18 protein-coding genes and 1 pseudogene are annotated in these 18829 nt (G+C 43.3%); 16 read left to right on the top strand and 3 right to left on the bottom strand.

Features of this window, described 5'->3' with window-relative positions; translation table 11 throughout:
- Positions 1–43: 43 nt before the first annotated feature.
- Positions 44–1162 carry an alanine dehydrogenase gene (ald, locus tag ACOSV2_RS10715; protein ID WP_428975047.1) on the top strand — a complete coding sequence of 373 codons (1119 nt, stop codon included), beginning with the start codon at positions 44–46 and terminating at the stop codon, positions 1160–1162.
- Between the two features lie 162 nt (positions 1163–1324).
- Here ald and hxlB read toward each other — a convergent pair whose 3' ends face one another.
- Positions 1325–1882, bottom strand: a complete 558-nt coding sequence (hxlB, locus tag ACOSV2_RS10710; protein WP_341356776.1) for a 6-phospho-3-hexuloisomerase — start codon at positions 1880–1882, stop codon at positions 1325–1327.
- A 7-nt stretch (positions 1883–1889) separates the two neighbouring features.
- Positions 1890–2522, bottom strand: coding sequence for a 3-hexulose-6-phosphate synthase (gene hxlA / locus ACOSV2_RS10705; protein ID WP_044339358.1), 633 nt, complete (start codon positions 2520–2522; stop codon positions 1890–1892).
- Between the two features lie 181 nt (positions 2523–2703).
- Here hxlA and ACOSV2_RS10700 point away from each other — a divergent pair, with 181 nt between their 5' ends.
- The 4 genes from ACOSV2_RS10700 (at position 2704) to ACOSV2_RS10685 (ending at position 5888) form a co-directional block, all read left to right on the top strand.
- Positions 2704–3069: a winged helix-turn-helix transcriptional regulator gene (locus ACOSV2_RS10700; RefSeq protein WP_219166601.1), complete on the top strand. Its 366-nt coding sequence runs from the start codon at positions 2704–2706 to the stop codon at positions 3067–3069.
- A gap of 166 nt (positions 3070–3235) precedes the next feature.
- On the top strand, positions 3236–3916 hold the full coding sequence (locus tag ACOSV2_RS10695; RefSeq protein ID WP_428975046.1) for a metal-dependent hydrolase: 681 nt from the start codon (positions 3236–3238) through the stop codon (positions 3914–3916).
- A gap of 104 nt (positions 3917–4020) precedes the next feature.
- The gene (locus tag ACOSV2_RS10690) at positions 4021–4263 is read left to right on the top strand and encodes a hypothetical protein (protein ID WP_428975045.1); all 243 of its coding nucleotides are present in this window, start codon (positions 4021–4023) and stop codon (positions 4261–4263) included.
- 305 nt (positions 4264–4568) lie between these two features.
- Positions 4569–5888 (top strand): DRTGG domain-containing protein, encoded by a 1320-nt coding sequence (locus tag ACOSV2_RS10685; RefSeq protein WP_428975044.1) that lies wholly within the window; start codon positions 4569–4571, stop codon positions 5886–5888.
- A gap of 360 nt (positions 5889–6248) precedes the next feature.
- On the opposite strand, the gene ACOSV2_RS10680 is transcribed toward ACOSV2_RS10685, so the two are convergent.
- The gene (locus ACOSV2_RS10680; protein ID WP_148970857.1) at positions 6249–6554 is read right to left on the bottom strand and encodes a YtpI family protein; all 306 of its coding nucleotides are present in this window, start codon (positions 6552–6554) and stop codon (positions 6249–6251) included.
- 93 nt (positions 6555–6647) lie between these two features.
- On the opposite strand from ACOSV2_RS10680, the gene ACOSV2_RS10675 reads away from it, so the two are divergent.
- The 11 genes and pseudogenes from ACOSV2_RS10675 to ACOSV2_RS10625 all read left to right on the top strand — a co-directional run bounded on the left by ACOSV2_RS10675 (position 6648) and on the right by ACOSV2_RS10625 (position 18812).
- Positions 6648–7589 (top strand): DHH family phosphoesterase, encoded by a 942-nt coding sequence (locus tag ACOSV2_RS10675; protein WP_428975043.1) that lies wholly within the window; start codon positions 6648–6650, stop codon positions 7587–7589.
- Between the two features lie 290 nt (positions 7590–7879).
- On the top strand, positions 7880–8149 hold the full coding sequence (locus ACOSV2_RS10670) for a heterocycloanthracin/sonorensin family bacteriocin (RefSeq protein WP_428975042.1): 270 nt from the start codon (positions 7880–7882) through the stop codon (positions 8147–8149).
- A 135-nt stretch (positions 8150–8284) separates the two neighbouring features.
- Positions 8285–10189, top strand: a complete 1905-nt coding sequence (locus ACOSV2_RS10665) for a putative thiazole-containing bacteriocin maturation protein (RefSeq protein ID WP_428975041.1) — start codon at positions 8285–8287, stop codon at positions 10187–10189.
- Positions 10186–12132 carry a TOMM precursor leader peptide-binding protein gene (locus ACOSV2_RS10660; protein ID WP_428975040.1) on the top strand — a complete coding sequence of 649 codons (1947 nt, stop codon included), beginning with the start codon at positions 10186–10188 and terminating at the stop codon, positions 12130–12132. The genes ACOSV2_RS10665 and ACOSV2_RS10660 overlap by 4 nt, the downstream gene beginning before the upstream one ends.
- Positions 12133–12152: 20 nt before the next feature.
- A complete protein-coding gene (locus tag ACOSV2_RS10655) occupies positions 12153–13730 on the top strand; it encodes a SagB family peptide dehydrogenase (RefSeq protein ID WP_428975039.1) in 1578 nt (525 codons plus the stop codon).
- A 342-nt stretch (positions 13731–14072) separates the two neighbouring features.
- Positions 14073–14741, top strand: a complete 669-nt coding sequence (locus tag ACOSV2_RS10650) for a DNA alkylation repair protein (RefSeq protein WP_428975038.1) — start codon at positions 14073–14075, stop codon at positions 14739–14741.
- Positions 14742–14854: 113 nt separating this feature from the next.
- Positions 14855–14992, top strand: a complete 138-nt coding sequence (locus ACOSV2_RS10645; protein WP_428975037.1) for a hypothetical protein — start codon at positions 14855–14857, stop codon at positions 14990–14992.
- Between the two features lie 158 nt (positions 14993–15150).
- Positions 15151–15573: an RND transporter gene (locus ACOSV2_RS10640; protein ID WP_428975036.1), complete on the top strand. Its 423-nt coding sequence runs from the start codon at positions 15151–15153 to the stop codon at positions 15571–15573.
- Positions 15574–15713: 140 nt separating this feature from the next.
- Positions 15714–15917, top strand: a pseudogene (locus ACOSV2_RS10635) (class I SAM-dependent methyltransferase); the annotation flags it as partial.
- Between the two features lie 262 nt (positions 15918–16179).
- Positions 16180–17745, top strand: coding sequence for a phosphodiester glycosidase family protein (locus ACOSV2_RS10630; RefSeq protein ID WP_428975035.1), 1566 nt, complete (start codon positions 16180–16182; stop codon positions 17743–17745).
- 596 nt (positions 17746–18341) lie between these two features.
- Positions 18342–18812, top strand: coding sequence for a GNAT family N-acetyltransferase (locus tag ACOSV2_RS10625; RefSeq protein ID WP_428975034.1), 471 nt, complete (start codon positions 18342–18344; stop codon positions 18810–18812).
- The last annotated feature ends 17 nt before the right edge of the window (positions 18813–18829 follow it).

The raw sequence follows: 18829 nt of genomic DNA, 5'->3' as shown, positions 1-18829 counted from the left end.
AATGCTCCAAGGAGCAATAGTGCATTTAGGAGGTTGGCTTAGTATGCGTATTGGTGTACCAACGGAAATTAAAAATAATGAAAATCGGGTGGCTATGACTCCCGCAGGTGTTGTGAATCTAGTTCTTTATGGACATGAGGTTTACATCGAATCAGGAGCTGGATTGGGCTCAGGATTCACAGACGAAGATTACGTAGCAGCAGGTGGACACATCGTTGATTCTGCAGCGGAAGCATGGTCCATGGACATGGTCATGAAAGTTAAAGAGCCACTTCCAAGTGAGTACTCTTATTTCCGTGAGGGACTTATCTTATTTACATATTTACATCTTGCTCCAGAACCTGAATTAACGAAAGCGTTAATCGATAATAAAGTGATCGGAATCGCGTACGAAACGGTTGAACTGAATCGTGCCCTTCCATTATTGACTCCGATGAGTGAAGTGGCTGGAAGAATGGCGACTCAAATCGGTGCCCAGTTCTTAGAGAAGATCCACGGTGGGAAAGGTGTATTACTTTCAGGTGTACCAGGGGTTCGCCGCAGTAAAGTAACGATCATCGGTGGAGGGGTTGCCGGTACGAACGCAGCGAAAATGGCTGTCGGACTTGGTGCCAACGTAACAATCCTTGACCTTAACCCGGATCGCCTTCGTCAGCTGGATGATATCTTCGGAAGCGACGTAACAACGCTTATGTCCAACCCATTAAATATCGAACAAGCTGTAAGAGAAGCTGACCTTGTCATCGGAGCTGTTCTGATTCCAGGAGCGAAAGCACCTAAATTGGTAACAGAAGACATGATTAAAGCAATGACGCCTGGTTCAGTTGTCGTTGATATCGCCATCGACCAAGGTGGAATCTTCGAAACAACGGACCGCATCACGACTCATGACGATCCAACTTACGTGAAGCATGGCGTTGTACACTATGCCGTTGCCAACATGCCTGGTGCCGTACCTCGTACGTCTACGATTGCGTTGACGAACGTAACCGTACCTTACGCGGTTCAAATCGCAAACAAAGGCTACAAAAAAGCATGCTTAGACAACGAAGCGCTATTAAAAGGTATCAACACATTGAACGGATATGTAACATACCAAGCCGTAGCCGAAGCACACGCTGTAGACTACTCAGACACAAGAACACAATTAGAGCAACAATAACACCACGAAGCCGACTGCATGGGAATGTTCAGTCGGCTTTTTTATGTAAATATAGTAGAGATTATGCCTTAAGTTGATTGGACTGCAATACTTTACATAACAAAATGGGAATATACAGAAAAAGCCACATCCTGAAATGTGGCTTTTTCCGTATTTTTTACTCTATTCGAGATTTGCATGTTTCCCATACATTTTAGTAGAATCCAATCCCTTTTTCTCCATAAATCGCAGGATGATGGCATCATAAAATAACAACATCGTTTGCTCAAATAGAGAGCCCATTGGTTGGATCGTTTTGTAATCACCTTCGGACTGGTCTTTCGTTACTCCTGGTAATGTAACGGTCAAATCAGCTAATTCTCCAATGGTTGAATCAGGAGAAATGGTTATTGCTGCGACGGTACCTCCCAAGCTTTTTGCTTTCTCAGCAATGGCCACTAACGTTTTGGTTTCTCCTGAACCTGATCCAATGATTAATAGATCATCCTTTTCTAAGTTAGCTGTTACTGTTTCCCCAACGACATAGGCATCAATCCCCATGTGCATCATTCGCATCACAAAAGATTTCCCCATCAATCCAGATCTGCCAGCACCAGCCACAAAGATTTTCTTGGATTCTAAAATCAGGTTTACTAATTTCTCTGCCTCTTCATCAGAGATTAAGTGCACTGTTTGTCTTAATTCTTCCACGACTTTGGCTAAATATTGAGTAGACTTCATCGTTTCATTACCCTTGGTGAATTAATTCCTGCATTTCACGTGCAGTCGCTCGTTTATCTTCTTTGCTTGTAATCCCGCCACCTACAATGATGAGGTCAGGCTGTTCTTTAATAACTTCAGGTAGTGTTTCTAATTTGATTCCACCGGCAATTGCCGTTTTGGCATTTTTCACAACGCTTTTGATCGTGTGTAGATCTTCAAAGGAATTTTTTCCTACAGCTTGCAGATCATAACCTGTGTGTACACAGATATAATCGGCACCAAGTTCGTCCAATTCCTTCGCACGGGCTGCAACGTCTTTCACGGCGATCATATCAACAAGGATTTGTTTACCTTGTTTTCGGGCTTCTTCTACTGCGCCTTTGATTGACTCGTCTTCTGCCGTTCCAAGAATCGTAATGATGTCAGCACCTGCAGCAGAGGCTTGACTTACTTCATATCCGGCTGCATCCATAATTTTTAAGTCCGCTAATACGGTTAAGTCAGGGAATGCTGCTTTTACTTCTTTCACTGCTTTTAGGCCTTCATTGATCACCACAGGTGTACCAATTTCTACTACATCAATATACTCTTCTACCTCTTTTACTAATGCAATGGCTCCTGGAATATCCACAAGATCTAATGCTAATTGTAATTTCATTTAAATTCGCTCCTTATAATAAATTTTAATTGGTTATGCTAAGTGTTGTCATGAGAATGTATTTACTCACTAGCATGTTGTTTAGTATAATCAGTATGTAAATAAATTTAAAGTACGCACATTTATCGCATATAGTGACAAAAAGTATACTATTGGATGAAATAAAGGGGAGTTGACGTAAATGCCAAATTTAGGAGAGAAAAATTTTAACTGTGAAAAAGAATTAACCCTCGCAGTAATCGGTGGTAAATGGAAAATGTTGATTTTATGGCATCTAGGCAAGGAAGGAACGAAACGATTTGGTGAATTAAAGTCCCTTATGCCGGGAATTACCCAAAGAATGCTTGTAAACCAACTACGCGAACTTGAAGATCATTTAATCGTACACCGAGAAGTTTATCCTGTAGTCCCACCAAAAGTTGAATACTCACTTACCGAGCATGGGGAAAGACTGTTACCAATCTTAGAGGCTATGTATGAATGGGGCAAAGATTATATCGAGAATGTACTGGAAAAGGAAACGGATGATCAATCAGCGGTAAAATAGATAGTCTTTCTAACCAAGGGTTAACCTTGGTTTTTTTACTGTTTTATATGAGTAGAGACAACAACTTAATTGCCACTACTCGCTTATTTTTATAAAATTGGGGTATAACATAAAATAGCATACGAGAGTAAGAAAAATAGATAAGTTTATTTGGAGGAGATGCAAAATGAAGATTTCATATCACGGACATTCAGTAGTGAAAATCGAAACAAACGGTAAAACGATCCTTATCGATCCGTTCATCAATGGAAACGAACTGACAGATCTTAAAGTGGATGACGAGAAACCCGATGTGATCATCCTTACACACGGTCACAACGATCATGTAGGTGACACGGTCGAGTTGGCGAAGAAAAACGATTCATTAGTTATCGCTAACCACGAATTGGCTACTTACCTAAGCTGGCAACTAGTGAAAACTCATCCGATGCATGTCGGAGGAGCTTATGAGTTTGACTTCGGGAAAGTGAAACTAACTCAGGCGTTCCACGGATCCGGTCTGATCACAGACGGCAATGAAATCATCTACATGGGTATGCCAGCAGGCGTTCTCTTAATGATTGAAGGAAAAACCATTTTCCATGCAGGAGATACGGGGCTATTCTCCGACATGAAACTGATCGGGGAACGTCATCCAATCGACCTTGCCTTCCTACCCATCGGTGATAATTTCACAATGGGACCAGAGGATGCAGCGACGGCAGCAAGCTTCTTAAAAGCGAAAAAAGTCGTGCCGATTCATTATGACACGTTCCCGCCGATCAAGCAGGACCCACAGAAGTTCATCGACTTGCTTGAAGATTGTGAAGGACAGGTCATGAAGGCTGGAGATGTAATCGAATATTAAATGGTATGGGTGGTGCAATTGCATCACCCTTTTTCTCATGTTTACACAATATCCTCCATTCTCTCGCATATACATGATACAAGCCTAGAGAGGAGGAAAAACGTATGAAACAACGATACATTCTCTGTCTACTATTCACAGGGGCCCTCATCTATTACGGAGCCCCCCGCATGTCCATCTTTGCAGAAGGCCAGGAAGGGATCTTCGCCATCGGCTGGCTCGTACTCGCCACCTGTGTAGTAGCCGGAAACCTCGCAGCCCTTCTTTACACACCTAAAGGAACAAGTAAGGGCAAGAAGTTGAAATCCAAGCCGGTGCGGAAAGTCAGATCAAGATCATTTGGATGAGTTTTTTATTTAATAGGGTATTGTTTTACGTGAACTTGATAGAACCGAACCGCTGATGTTGATTGGAGCGGAAGGTGCTCGACTCCTGCGGGAATAGCGGGAAAGTTGAGACCCCACAGGGCTTTAGCCCGAGGAGGCTCAACTCACGCCCCACTTTAGATTAGCCCCTGCAGCGAAAATCAACCAGCACTCTCTCATCTAAAGTGGGGCTTTCACTATCGAAAGCCCCGATAAAATTGAAACACCACGCTTTTCACATTATAATAAACATATGAAGCAGGACGTTATAAAGAAGGGTGAAAAGCTTGGCTACTAAACACGAACAAATATTAGACTACATAGATACATTGCCAGTCGGTGAAAAAATCTCCGTCCGCCAAATTGCAAAAGCATTGACCGTAAGCGAAGGAACGGCATATAGAGCAATCAAGGATGCCGAAACAAAAGGATACGTCAGCACCATCGAGCGCGTCGGGACGATACGGATCGAACAAAAGAAGAAAGATAACATCGAAAAGCTCACCTATGCAGAAGTGGTCAATATCATTGATGGACAAGTATTGGGTGGAAGAACGGGATTACATAAAATGCTCAATAAGTTCGTCATTGGAGCCATGAAGCTTGAGGCTATGATGAGATACACGGAAGCTGGGAACCTATTGATCGTCGGAAACCGGACCCAGGCCCATGAGCACGCACTGAGAGCCGGTGCTGCCGTCCTGATCACCGGGGGATTCGATACAGAGGATCATGTCAAGAAGCTTGCAGATGAGCTCGAACTCCCGATCATTTCTACTTCCTACGACACCTTTACAGTGGCGACCATGATCAACCGGGCCATCTATGATCAGCTCATCAAAAAAGAAATCGTATTAGTAGAAGATATTTTAACAAAAGCAGATGACACAGCGTACTTGCATATAGATGATACGTTGGAGGAATGGTACGAAAAGAATCAGTATACGTTCCACAGCCGTTTCCCGGTAGTGGATAACAACCTGAAAGTACATGGCATGGTCACCTCTAAAGACGTCATGGGGCAGGAAAAGTATACGGGGATCGATAAGATCATGACCAAACAACCGATCACCGTCAGCCCGAATACAAGCGTAGCCTCTGCCGCCCATATCATGATCTGGGAAGGGATCGAATTACTTCCCGTAGTGAATGAACAAAACAGGCTCCAGGGAATAATCAGTCGTCAGGACGTATTAAAGGCATTGCAAATGATCCAAAGGCAGCCACAGGTCGGGGAAACGATTGATGATTTGATCAGTAACGGAGTAGAAGCAGCGGGTGAAAAGAAGGGCGATAAAGAAGTCTACCTTTTTGCGGTGACTCCTCAGATGACCACGGGAATTGGTACGATCTCGTATGGCGTATTCACTACACTAATGACAGAAGCGGCCAATCGTTCATTGAAGCCCTACAAAAAAGGTGATATCGTCATCGAAAATATGACCATCTATTTCATCAAGCCTGTTCAAATGGAGAGTATGCTTGAAATTCACCCGAAAGTGCTCGACGTCGGAAGGAAATTTGGTAAAGTGGATGTAGAAGTATATTGTGAAGGTGTAATGGTCGGAAAATCCCTGATGATCTGTCAGCTGATTGATCGTCATTAAGTTTGTTTCTGAATAAGCAAATGATGGATGTGAGATTTTCTGGAATCACTTGTAGAATGTTCGACAAAAGGTTCATAAAATGAATTTCCGGTTCATAAGTTGCCGAAACTGGATCATAAATCTGGAAAGAGGATCATAAGTAACGAAATCCGGTTCATAAATCCGGGAAGAGGGTCATAAGTAGCCAAAATCGGTTCGGAAAGTTGAAGAATGACCGCTTTTTCATCCATAGGCTACTTAAAAGGTCATCTTTCACCCGATAATTGAACAAAAGGATGCTTTTTTTACCTGAAAAAATCAATCCACTGACTAAGAAATCAGAAAAAAAAGACCGGATAAGCATCCAGTCTTTTGTCGCATTTATTGGTTATCCAGTTCTTTCGCTTCCCTCTGAGCATACGGGAGCACATGCTTGTACAGCTTATATCCTGCCCAGCAGCTTCCAAGCCCGATCAGGATAAAAAGACCGCCGATAAAATACGTCAGCGTTCCTGGGAATAAAAACAGCTGGTTTATACCAAATAAGGCAACAAATAGCCCAAGGGCAATGCTTGCCTTTGCCGATAACCATTTCTTTTCCATTGGTCGATTCGTTCGAACCTGTCTGATTTTATAAAAGACATAAAACGTGAATGTTACGACAATCAGTAGTGCGAGAAAATACATAGTTTTGTCCTCCATCGTTGACTTCTCTCGCTACTATTTTACAGATATCAGGACAGAATGCCAAATAAAAAATCCACTACAAAGGAGATTCCCATGAAAGAACAAATACTGGAACTCATCAAACAATATGAAACCATCATCGTACATAGACATGTTCGCCCGGATCCTGACGCATACGGCTCCCAGGGAGGCCTCGTGGAAATGCTGAAAACGTCCTTCCCGGATAAAAAGGTTTATGCCGTCGGGCAAGAAGATGAAAGTCTTCATTATTTAAAACGCCTGGATGTCATTGAAGACCATGTGTTCGAAGGAGCTTTAATCATCGTGTGCGATACGGCTAATGAAGAACGGATCTGTGACAGACGCTATACATTAGGGGATAAGCTCGTTAAAATCGACCATCATCCCAATGAAGATGCATATGGAGACTATTTATGGATCGATACATCCGCAAGCTCAGTAAGCGAAATGATCTATGAATTCTACTTGTTCGGTAAGGATAAAGGACTCACGCTATCTGATGAGGGCGCAAGGCTTTTATTTGCCGGGATTGTGGGGGACACGGGAAGATTCCTTTATCCAAGTACAACCCAGAATACGTTCGATATCGCAGGTGAATTGATTCGCTTTGATTTTGACCGTAATGAACTATTCAATAAAATGTACGAGATTGATTCCAATGTCATTAAGCTGCACGGATATGTCCTTCAAAACTTCGAAATGGATCAGGATGGCTGTGCAAGCATGATCATGACGAAAGAAATTCTTGAAGAGCATCAGGTCATTCCTTCAGAAGCTTCTTTACTGGTCAGTACATTGGGGAACGTAAAAGGCATCAAAGCATGGGTTTTCTTCATTGAAGAAAGTGATCAAATCAGGGTCCGCCTCCGTTCCAAAGGACCAATCATCAACACCATCGCCAAAAAATACAACGGCGGAGGACATCCACTGGCAGCAGGGGCTTCGATTTATTCATGGGAAGAAAAAGAAGAAGTGATGAAGGATTTAAGAGAAGTGTGCAGGAATCATAGATAAGTCTTAAGAGGAGCCGGCAGATGCCGGCTCCTCTATTTCATGTTCTGACGGAACTAGATAAAAAGGTTCAAGCTCCGGTCCATTGACGGGAGTATTTTTTTGTTCATGTCCCTGTAAAATAGGCTTTTGTATCAATCACAATACCCAGCAAGGTGACATAAATTGTTTGGGAGTGTTCATATATAGTGAATTTACCTAAATGACAGAATTTTTTTCTTGGAAAGCTCGACTGTTCTTGTTCCTTAATTGTGAGAGACAATGGGTAACTTACTTGGGAGGTAATAAAATTGATGAATCATTTTCACAATGAAATTCAAAATCTGAATGTTGGTGATTTCCAGGCAACACAACCTGTTTCATGGGATCAAAACATGTATGATCCTAATGACGAACGACTCTTCCTTGGATTTGGCGGCTGTTTTGGCTTTGGGTTCTCATGCTTCTTTAGCTGTTTTGGGTGTGGAGGCTGTGGTGGATGCTTCCGTTGCGGTGGGTGCGGAAGATGCGGCGGAGGTGGCCGGTGTGGCGGTTGCGGCAGATGTGGACGCTGCGGCCGTTAATCAGCTTTTAGAATTTCGTTTTCAACATGATCCCTGTACGAGTCAGTGCAGGGGTCTTTTTTTATACATAAGGGACAAAGTGAGACACATACGATGATAATGATAGTCACATTAGCGGGTGTAAGGAGGAGCGCTATGGAAAAATTGGACCCTTCTATGCGTTTAAAAGTAAAGAGGGATACGTTTTATCTCCCTGAACCAAACAGCGGTGTTTTCTTTAGGAATAACCAATGCTCTTTCCGCATGGAGGGACGTGGAATCGATCAGTGGGTTGAGAAGCTGCTTCCGATGTTTAATGGGGAGTACTCCCTTGAGTATTTGACGAACGGACTGCCTGAACCTTATATAAACAGGGTCATGGAAATAGCGGAGGTTTTGCATAAAAACGGATTTGTCCGGGACGTGAGCAAGGATCTGCCACACCAGCTGCCCCAACATGCAGTGAGTAAATTCGCATCACAGATCGAATTTGTCGACAGTTTGGCAGGTTCGGGCGCTTCAAGGTTTGAAACCTACCGCGGGGCCAATGTCCTGGCAGTGGGATCTGGCCCATTTCTGACTTCACTCGTTTCATCGCTGATTGAATCCGGATTGGCTAAGCTGCAGGTGCTCTTGACCGATGAGGTACCGACGAATAGAGGGCGGCTGCAGGAACTCGTGGAACATGCGCGTAAAACGGATCCGGAGGTAGACCTCCTGGAAGTCGGATTCAGTGAAGACGGATGGCGGGAGACCCTGAAGCCCTTTGATTCCATTTTATATGGTAGTCAAAACGAAAACCTTGAGGAATTGGACCTCCTCCATGACATTTGCCGGACCGATAAGAAGCTGTTGATTCCGGCGATTTGCAACAGGCAGACAGGAATCGCAGGACCCATCATCCACCCTGATTCCGAGGCTGGATGGGAATCTGCATGGAGGCGCGTCCATTCTACTGCCTTACGAAAAGAAAATCAGTTTTCGATGGAATCGGCGATCCCTGGAGCGATGCTTGCAAATATGATTGTCTTTGAACTATTCAAAGAGCTAACGGGAGTGTCAAAATCCAATCAGAGAAATCGAATCTTTCTGATGGATACAGAAACGCTTGAAGGAAGCTGGCATTCTTTTTTATCCCATCCCCTGGAGACAGGGCATTTAGCAGCTGAAGCGGTTCAGAGTGTGGAGTCACGGATCGAACAGGTTTCAGAAAGATCTGACCGTGAGAAAGTGCTATATCTCTTTACTCTGCTAACGTCAAAAGAAACGGGGATATTTCATGTATGGGAAGAAGGAGATACGAAGCAGCTGCCATTGGCTCAATGCCGTGTGCAGCCGGTCGATGTCCTGACCGAGGGTCCTGCGGAACTGCTGGATGAGGTGATCTGCAGCGGCTTGACCCATGTAGAAGCACGCCGGGAAGCCGGGTTAAGAGGGATAGAGAGATACGCTTCAAGATTGGCCAGTTTGATTGTTCCTCGGGAGACAGGTGAGTATATGGCCACCTGCGCAGGAGCGACGTTTGCAGAATGCCTCGGCCGCGGTCTTCGGAAGTGTTTGACTGATGGGCTGAGGAAAAGAGAATCGGTTCAAAGCAGTACGATTTCCCGTCTTGAATTGGATAAGGTTGAGGATGAGGCATGCCGTTATTATCTACAGGCACTGACCACCATGCAAGGCCAGCCGGAAATCGGATTAGGGGAGGAATTGGCCGGATTTCCTGTCGTCTATGTTCGTGGAAGGAATGGCTGGTATGGAAATACCGATGTAACGATCACCATGGCACTGAGGAACTCTCTGCAACAAGCGCTCTTTCTAGCTCAGAACGATAAGGAGGCTTTCGACGCAACACCGGTTGTTGTTGCGTTAGAGCAAGGAAAGCCAGAGAGGATCACCATTCCAGCTAGTGAAGACAGGACCCAGCTCCTGAAAGAAGCAATCGAAACCTTGAAAAGGAATCAGAAGCAGGTAGTGGTATATGAACTGAATATTGAGTCCGTTTTTAAACAGGAGCTCGAAGGCGTGTTTGGTGTGCTGCTGCGAGAGGAGGAAAACGGATGAATTCTTTCGTGGTGATTGTGGGGGATGGGCTGCTTGCGGACCTTGTATGTGCACAAATTTCAGCGCGGTATCCCGTTTTCCGGCAAGAAAACGTTGAAAAAAAGTTCCCGGCACAGACAGATCTGGTGCTGACACTTGATGATAAATGGAATCCGGCTGTGCATCAAATGGCAGAAGAAGTGATGAGGGAGTCGTCTATCCCATGGATGAGAGGCTTCGTTTCGTTCGGAGAGGGAATCATCGGCCCATTGGTTCTACCGAACACACCAGGATGCTCACAATGTGCCGATTTGAGACGTCTCCTTGGAGGAAAGGAACGGAATGAAATGCGGGAGGTACAGGAAAAACTCGCTGAAGTGGGTGGAATCACAAAAGATCCATGGGCTTCGAATACCGGTTTAGTGCACATGGCTCACATCATCGCAGCAGAAGTTAGCCGGGTCCTTGAAGGGGCAAAGCCACACTCCAAAGGAAGGGTATGTCTAACCGACTTGAAAACATTGAACAGCTCCTGGCACTCTTTCGTTCCCGACTCACTATGCCATAATTGCAGCCCGATATCAGACGATTCACCAGAGTTAGCACGTGTTTCCCTCAAACCCAGTCCGAAGATCCATGCCGGCAGTTTCCGCTGTACTCCCCTGGATGAACTGAAAAATGTCCTGATCAAAGACTATCTGGATAATCGGACCGGACTTTTCAACAGCAAGATGTATGACCTGGTGACGCCATTTGCCGATGCGAGCGTCAATATGCCGATGTTCTCCGGGGATGAAGGGACGGCCGGCCGGACTCAAGTCTACTCAGACAGCGAGCTGACAGCCATTCTTGAAGGATTGGAACGTCACTGCGGTTTGCAGCCCCGGGGCAAAAGGACAGTCGTCCATGACAGCTACCGACAGTTGGCGGAGCATGCACTGAATCCCCTAAAGGTCGGCGTCCACACCGACGAGCAGTACGCCATGCCGGGTTTCCCATTTGAAAAGTTTGACCCTGATCGGGCAATGGACTGGGTGTGGGGTTATTCACTCATCGATGAGCGTCAGCTCCTTGTCCCTGAGCTCCTTGCCTATTACAGTCTGGGCTGCAGCTCATCCGGTTTTGTCTATGAAACGTCCAATGGCTGTGCACTTGGAGGAAGCAGGGAGGAAGCGATTTTTTACGGAATCATGGAGGTGGTCGAACGGGATTCGTTCCTTTTGACCTGGTATGCCGAGCTCAACCTGCCGAGTCTTGACCCTCTTACAGCAGAGGACGAAGAACTGCAGTTAATGATTGACCGGATGCGGGCGGTCGCAGGGTATGATCTACATTTGTATGACTCTACCATGGAGCACGGAATTCCAAGCGTCTTTGCGATGGCCAAGAACAGGAAGGATACAGGGTTGAATCTGATCCTCGCGGCGGGTGCCCATCTGGATCCAGTGAGAGCGGCAAAAAGCGCGATTCAGGAGCTCGCCGGGATGATGCTGAATCTGGATGAAAAATTGGATAAGAACAAGGGGAATTACGAAAAAATGCTTGACGATGATTCCCTCGTAAGGCAGATGGATGATCACGGTATGCTGTATGGACTGCCCCAGGCCGAGGAACGTTTCAAATTTTTACAGGATGACAGCCGGCCTTCGCGAAGTTTCAAGGAGGAATTCAATTGGAGTTCCGATCACAGTGATCTTACGGATGACCTGAAGGATATTCTTGAAAGATTCCGAAACCGGAACCTTGATGTCATTGTCGTTGATCAAACCGCACCAGAACTTGAAAAGAACGGACTATACTGTGTGAAAGTCTTGATTCCCGGCATGCTTCCCATGACATTCGGACATCATCTCACCCGTCTGACAGGGTTGGATAGAGTCCTTAACGTCCCTGCAGAACTGGGATATTATGACCGACCGCTGACCTATGAGCAGCTCAATCAAAAACCGCATCCGTTTCCTTAAGGTACTAGGAGGTAAGGAGGATGAGTCTGGAAGGATTTTTACAAGATCTGCAATGTAATATCAATCGGGCCAATCAGCCAAACTGGGAAGTGGACTGGGAGGATGCCCCTCTTCCCTACAAGCTTTACCAGGATTTGCGGGCTGTGCCATTGTCTCTGGAAGTACCTGTGTCACTGATCGAGAGCCAGCCGCCGTCAACACCCGATTTAGAAAGAATCGGGCACTTTCTCTGGTATGTCTATGGCATCACCGGGGTAAGCCAGTCGGTGGATCCGGATGATTCTCTGGATCAGGAGTCTTACCCCATCCACTCCTATCGGCGGTTTGCTCCATCAGGAGGGGCGCTTTACCCAAATGAACTCTATATCTATTTAAAGTTGGATGATTTGCCCGCTGGAATCTACCATTATGATGTCGCCCACCATCGCCTCGTCCTGCTCCGGGAAGGGAATGTCGATTCGTACTTAGAACGGGCACTCGGCAATCGCTGCGATATCTCAACGTGTTTTGGCGCAGCCTTTGTCTCCACACGATTTTGGAAAAACTTCTTTAAATACAATAACTTTTCCTATCGGCTGCAGGGACTGGATGCCGGTGTCCTCAAGGGACAGCTGCTGGAAACGGCCAAACGGTTCGGATTCGAGTCAGGGGTATATGTTCAATTTCTGGACTCAGCGATCAATCGTTTGCTTGGGCTGACAGAGGAGGAGGAAAGCGTCTATTCCGTCATCCCGCTTTCGGTTGCTGCAACGAATTGGGCTGGAACTGGGAGGGGAGTGTTCCGGACACTCAGCGCAGAAGAATTATGCCGCGAGCTGCCGGCTATTTCTGCAGAACTCTACGAAAAGTCGGAAAGGATTAGAGAGTTTCCTATGTTACTGGCAGTGAATGAGGCTTCCCAAATCGATTCAACAGGCGATTTTCAGAAACTAGGAAAACAACAGGTTTTTAGAACAGGGGAAAACGAAATCCTTCTGCCAGAGGTGGAGTCCTTTACGTATGATTTTGTTGAAGCATGCAAAAATCGCCATTCCCCTGAAATGGATTTTGTCATGGGTAAGGTCAGTCAGCAGAAACTCGCGACGATATTGAAAAAAGCCACTCAGTCCTACTCGTTCCGTAGCGACATCGACGAAGTTCCTTACGGTAGTGAATCCGGTGTTTCTATTTTTGGCTGTTTTTATAATGTGGAAGGCGTACCGAATGGCGCATACGCATATGACATCGGCCGCCATTCATTGCAGGAAATCAGCTCAGGAGATTATCGTCTTCAGCTTCAATCAGGTCTGTCACTTGATAACGTCAATTTGCTTCAAGTGCCCCTATGCCTTCATATCATAGGAAACAAAGATTACTATCAAGACACCCTGGGCTACAGAGGCTACAGAATCATGCAAATGGAAGCCGGAATGCTTGTACAGCGCCTGCTTTTGTCTTCATCTGCCTGCGGGTTTGGCGGACACCCGCTGCTTGGGTTTGATACAACGTTGACGGATGGAATTTACAAACTAGATTCAAAGGGCCAAACGACCTTGATCCAAATACCGATCGGACCTTTTCGGGAGCGGGCTTGGATGAAAGGGAGTTTGCTAAGTTGAACATGAGTAAGGAGAATAAGGGGAGTAAATCTGTTTGTAGTGGATTTGCATCTCCTTTTTGTTTTGACAGTAGAGCGGGGAAGGTTCCTCTCTAACCGGAGATATATCATTTCAGAATGAAATGAGGCGATGTTTTTTTGATGGTTATTCAGTTAAAGGGCCAGATTGTTGAAGATGTAGTTTAGCACTGGTAGTGGGGAACCGTATCATAAATAACGGCAAAATGAATCATTCCTTTTACATTGTTATGGTACAATTGTATGCAATAAGACTTATAATGAAAATTATTTATTGATATATCCTGCCAAGGACTAACAGTGCTTTAAGAAGGAGTTGTGGCAAATGAATATTAATAAAAGCACAGAAATAAAACGCTCATCAAAAGCAGAAAACATTCTACCTCAGATCACTAGTAAAACTAAGCTAGGCGACTTACGAAAAATCGCGAAGGACATTAAAAAAGATCACGAACTAGCTATGGAACTTTGGTCAACCGGAGAGTTTTTGCCAAGACTATTGGCAATCTTAATTATGGACAAAAAACTTCTTTCACAAGATGTACTAAATAAGCTTGATCAGGATATGCAGACTCACACATATGATGAGCGAAATAACTTAATGGATTGGTTAATGGCTAATCAGTTCACCAAAGACAAGAAAAACATTGCATTGATGGAGTCATGGGAAAATAGTCCTTCTGCTCTTCAAAGACGAGCTTTCTGGTATTTTCAAGCGAGATTGAGATGGACTGGACAAACACCGCCTGATAACACCGCAGACTTACTATCTGCAATTGAAGCTACTATTACGCAGGAAGAACCGGAAGTTCAATGGGCTATGAATTTTACCGCAGGCTGGATAGGCGTTTATGATGAAAAGTATCGAGCACGTTGTATGAAACTTGGTGAGAAAACGGGTCTTTACAAAGATGAAATGGTATCAAAAGGATGTACTCCCAATTATTTGCCGGAGTTCATTACGATTGAAGTTAACAAACGAATTAATAATTAGTTACCACTGAAAAATTCATAAGGGTTTGATGTGAAAATAAAGGAATTCAAAGCGTCAATATGGAAAGGATCTGAAAGTAAGCTTCCAGATCCTTTTTTTATTGGAGGGGAATTTTGGAATTCTGGGAGCACAATCCTACAGGTGGAGGAGAAGAAAAAGGACTTACTTTTCAATTCTTTTGGGTATCAACTGACGAAGAAATTGAACTAATAAGAGGTCACGCAGATTATTTAAAGCTAATTTTCAATTAATGAAATTTTGTAACCATAAATGGAGGTGTTTGCTGAATAAGCAGCCCCCTTGTTAAAGTAAAGGGCAGGTTAACAGAAGAAGAAATAACCCTTAAAGAAATTTCTTTTGAGTAATTAAGTAACTTTTTTTCATTCTCTAACAACGGAGAGGTGAGAGCTTGACCAAAGAACAAATTTTGAAGAGGAATAAGAAATTTCAAAAGATTAATTGGATTGTATTCGGGATTATTGTGCTGATGGGGCTTATTCTGATTTCCGAAGCTTCAGAAGGAGTAAAAAACCTGTCCAACCCACAAGCTGAGGATGCGGGGCAATCTCGAATGGAATTCCGATGGGACACTGCAAATTCTACCCTTGGAATAGTATTGCTTTTCCTATCTGTAGTATTAGCACTTGTTTGGAAACGTACATTTCCTTTTAATGTTCCTTTAGCTATAATACTTTTAGGTTTCGGATATCAATTATATTTTATCACCTATACAGTAGGATGGGTTGGCATACTAGGGGTTATTGGTCTAGTAATATCTGTTTTAGTCGCCATCACGATGATTATTTCCTATACAGTTTATTTTCTTAGGTGAAAAGGTTAAGAAGACATCTTCTATTAAAGGGGGCATTAACTGAAGATCAGGTAATTGATCACCAGCTATTGCCCTTCTTCAATTTATGGACAGGTTAATTGAATAATAATAAATTAAGGGATAATGAATGGGGATTAGTACTTTATTCAGACTTCACCAAAGGAACTCCTGACCTTAAGGCAGACATCGTGTTAATGTCACTCGTCCTTCTTCATATTCCCGATACTAAAAAGATTTTACAAGAGTTGTTCAACATTCTGAATGACGGTGGCAAGCTCATGATTGTTGATTTTGACAAAAACGATCATATCAGCCACCCGAAGGTTCATAACGGTTTTGTCCATGGTACGCCGAGAAGAAATAGAATTAGCACAGGAAATCGAGGATGAAAATTTTTGTGATTTCATGCTCGTTTTTTTTGTTTAATTACAATAGTTTCACGATGTTATATAGGAATTGATCTAGATCCTTTTCTTTGCTTTACCTTGATATAAATTTAATAAAATCTGAAGGAAGTTCATCAAATATTTATACTAATGTAACAGTCTATTATTAAATTCCCGCTAGTATGGTGTTGCAACAAAAAATGTTTGGAGGTTTTAAGACATGTACCGTTCATTGTTGAAAACGGCTATTGTATCTGCGTTATCACTTTCTACTGTTCTTTCAATTGGACTGCAGGATCATGATGCCAAAGCTGCAAATCCTCAAGAGAATCTTTCAATCGGGAAGAACAATTTACCTGAATCACGGATCACAAAACAATTAGCCAAAGGAGTCACATACACGGATATTACTAGAGGTTATTATTCAGATAAAGCCTATTATACGGTGGATGTAGCTTTTTTTGATGCAAAGGAAAAAGCCGATACCCTTATTCAAGAACTGAAGGAAAAGGGATACCAAGCAAAGCTTCATAAAGTAGAGAATAAACATTCGCCATTCACAGATGTAAAAGAGAAAAAAATTGGATATGTGATTCGTACAGGGGATTTCAAAGAAGAGAAATCAGCAAATGAATTAGCAGATCAACTGAAAGCTCAGGGATTTGAGAAAGCAAGAGCCACTTTCTCGGAATATGATGGAACAACGAAATCAACGGGTCCATGGCAAATTGATGTTCTTGAGATTGATCCTGAAGAATTTCAGGGTGAACTGACGAATTCACTGGCAAAGAATAAAGTCACAGGCCGCGAAACCGTATCTTCTATGGTAAATCGGACTCAAGCATTAGCTGGAATAAATGGAGGCTACTTTGTCGTAGGTTCAGCTGATGGAATTCCTGGTGATCCGGCGGGGGTCTCAGTAGTTAATGGACAATTGGTAAGCGAAGCGATTGGAGATCGTACAAGCCTCCTTCTTTCCGGTAACAACGCAGAGATAACAAATACCTCAACTTCATTACAAGTCGAAACTGAAAATGGCGAAAGCTCGGTCATTGATGGTATCAACCGGAAACCTGGATTGATCCGTAGCTGCGGTGGGGTTGCGGACAAGGAAACCAATGAACCCAAGCATGATGTGACATGTACTGATGAGGAAGAAATCATCGAATATAACTCCTATTTCGGTGATGTTACTCCTAAAGGAGACGGCTTCGAAGTCGTGCTGGATGAAAATGGGGAAATTGTTAACGCATACTCCGAACGAGGTCACAGTATTCCTGCGAACGGCAGTGTGCTTTCAGCCACAGGAGAACAGGCAGACTGGCTAGAAGATAATGTCTCAGCAGGAGAGAAGTTGTCGATCACCAGAACAGTAACAGCTGATGGAAAGCAGATAAAAACTCAACCTAGTTTAGATATCATCAACGGGGCACCTCAACTACTTGATGATGGAAAGATAGAAATTCAGGCAAAAGAAGAGGGATTTGCATGGAGCAATGACTTCTATTATCATTTTGCACAATATCGTCATCCAAGATCCTTTGCGGGCATTAAAGAAAACGGAAATATTTTATTCATCACTGTAGAGGGTCGTAACCCGGAACAGAGTATTGGTGTCAGCTTCTATGAAAGTGCTCGAATCCTTCAATCGCTTGGGGCGATTAAAGGAATGAACCTTGATGGTGGAGGTTCATCAGCGATGAACGTTAATGACCAACTTGTAAACAAACCGTCAGACGACACTGGTGAGCGCCCCGTATCCGATGGTATCCTCATTTTGAAGTAATCTATAGGAGTAAATAAAGACCAACCGAAAAGCCAATTTACTGCGTTTATCAGTAAATTGGCTTTTTATATAGCTCTTTTCTGTTTTTTATTGTGTGGTTGTTAGAATAGTTACCAAGTTATTGAAATAGATAAGGATTTCGGTGTCTGACCCTCAGTACGTTAACGTTTTATTGAAGTGAGGAGGGGAGTAGTGGATACCTCTTTTTTGTGAAAAATCTTCTTGAGTAGAATACTGGATTTTGAAATAATTGGTATTAAGGGAAATAGTAGTTTGATTGATGAATAACTACTTGTAAAAGTAATTTACAAAGAAGGGAGTAGCATAAAAATGTTTAAGGAAAGCATTAAGCTCACCTTGATATATTTCTTATCATCCACTGTTTATCAAAGGATCGATGATCGACAAGTTCAGTGGGTAGATAATATTATGATCTGTTTTTTTATGTTCTTGTTCTTGATGTTATATAATTGGTCGAAAGTCCCTTATAAATGGAAGAAGGATAAGGTTGAATAGAATTAATTTAATATTGTTTTAAGTAGCGGTAGTTTACATTAAGAAGTGACTTTAACAGCAAACATCAGGGGGAAAGTATATTGGATATACATATTAGAGAAGCCACCAAGGATGATTATGATGTGGTTCATGGAATACAAAGACAAGTTCATGAAATGCATACAAAGGAAAGACCGGACCATTATAAGATGGCTGATACTACGTTAGACAAAGAGTATTTTAACCACTTGATAGAGGGAGAAAATACAAAGGTATTCTTACTGGAAGAAGACCAACCAATCGCTTATTCAATCCTTACGATCAGACATACAGAGGAAAGACCCATTCTCATTCCAAAGAAAGTGGTCTATATGGACGATTTTGGTGTTGATCATAAGTACAGAGGAAAAGGGTTAGGGAGAATATTCTTTGAAAAAATAGTAGAGTACGCAAAGAATACAGAAGCGGACTCATTAGAATTAGGCGTGTGGGAGTTTAACGAGAATGCTATAAAATTTTATGAATCAATGAATTTAAAGACAAAAATGAGGCGGATGGAAATAGAGTTATAAAGCTCTCCTTGTTCCCT

The organism is Rossellomorea sp. DUT-2 (assembly GCF_052665285.1).
The sequence above is the reverse complement of the archived record's forward strand: the minus strand, read 5'-3'. Positions and strand labels throughout refer to the sequence as shown.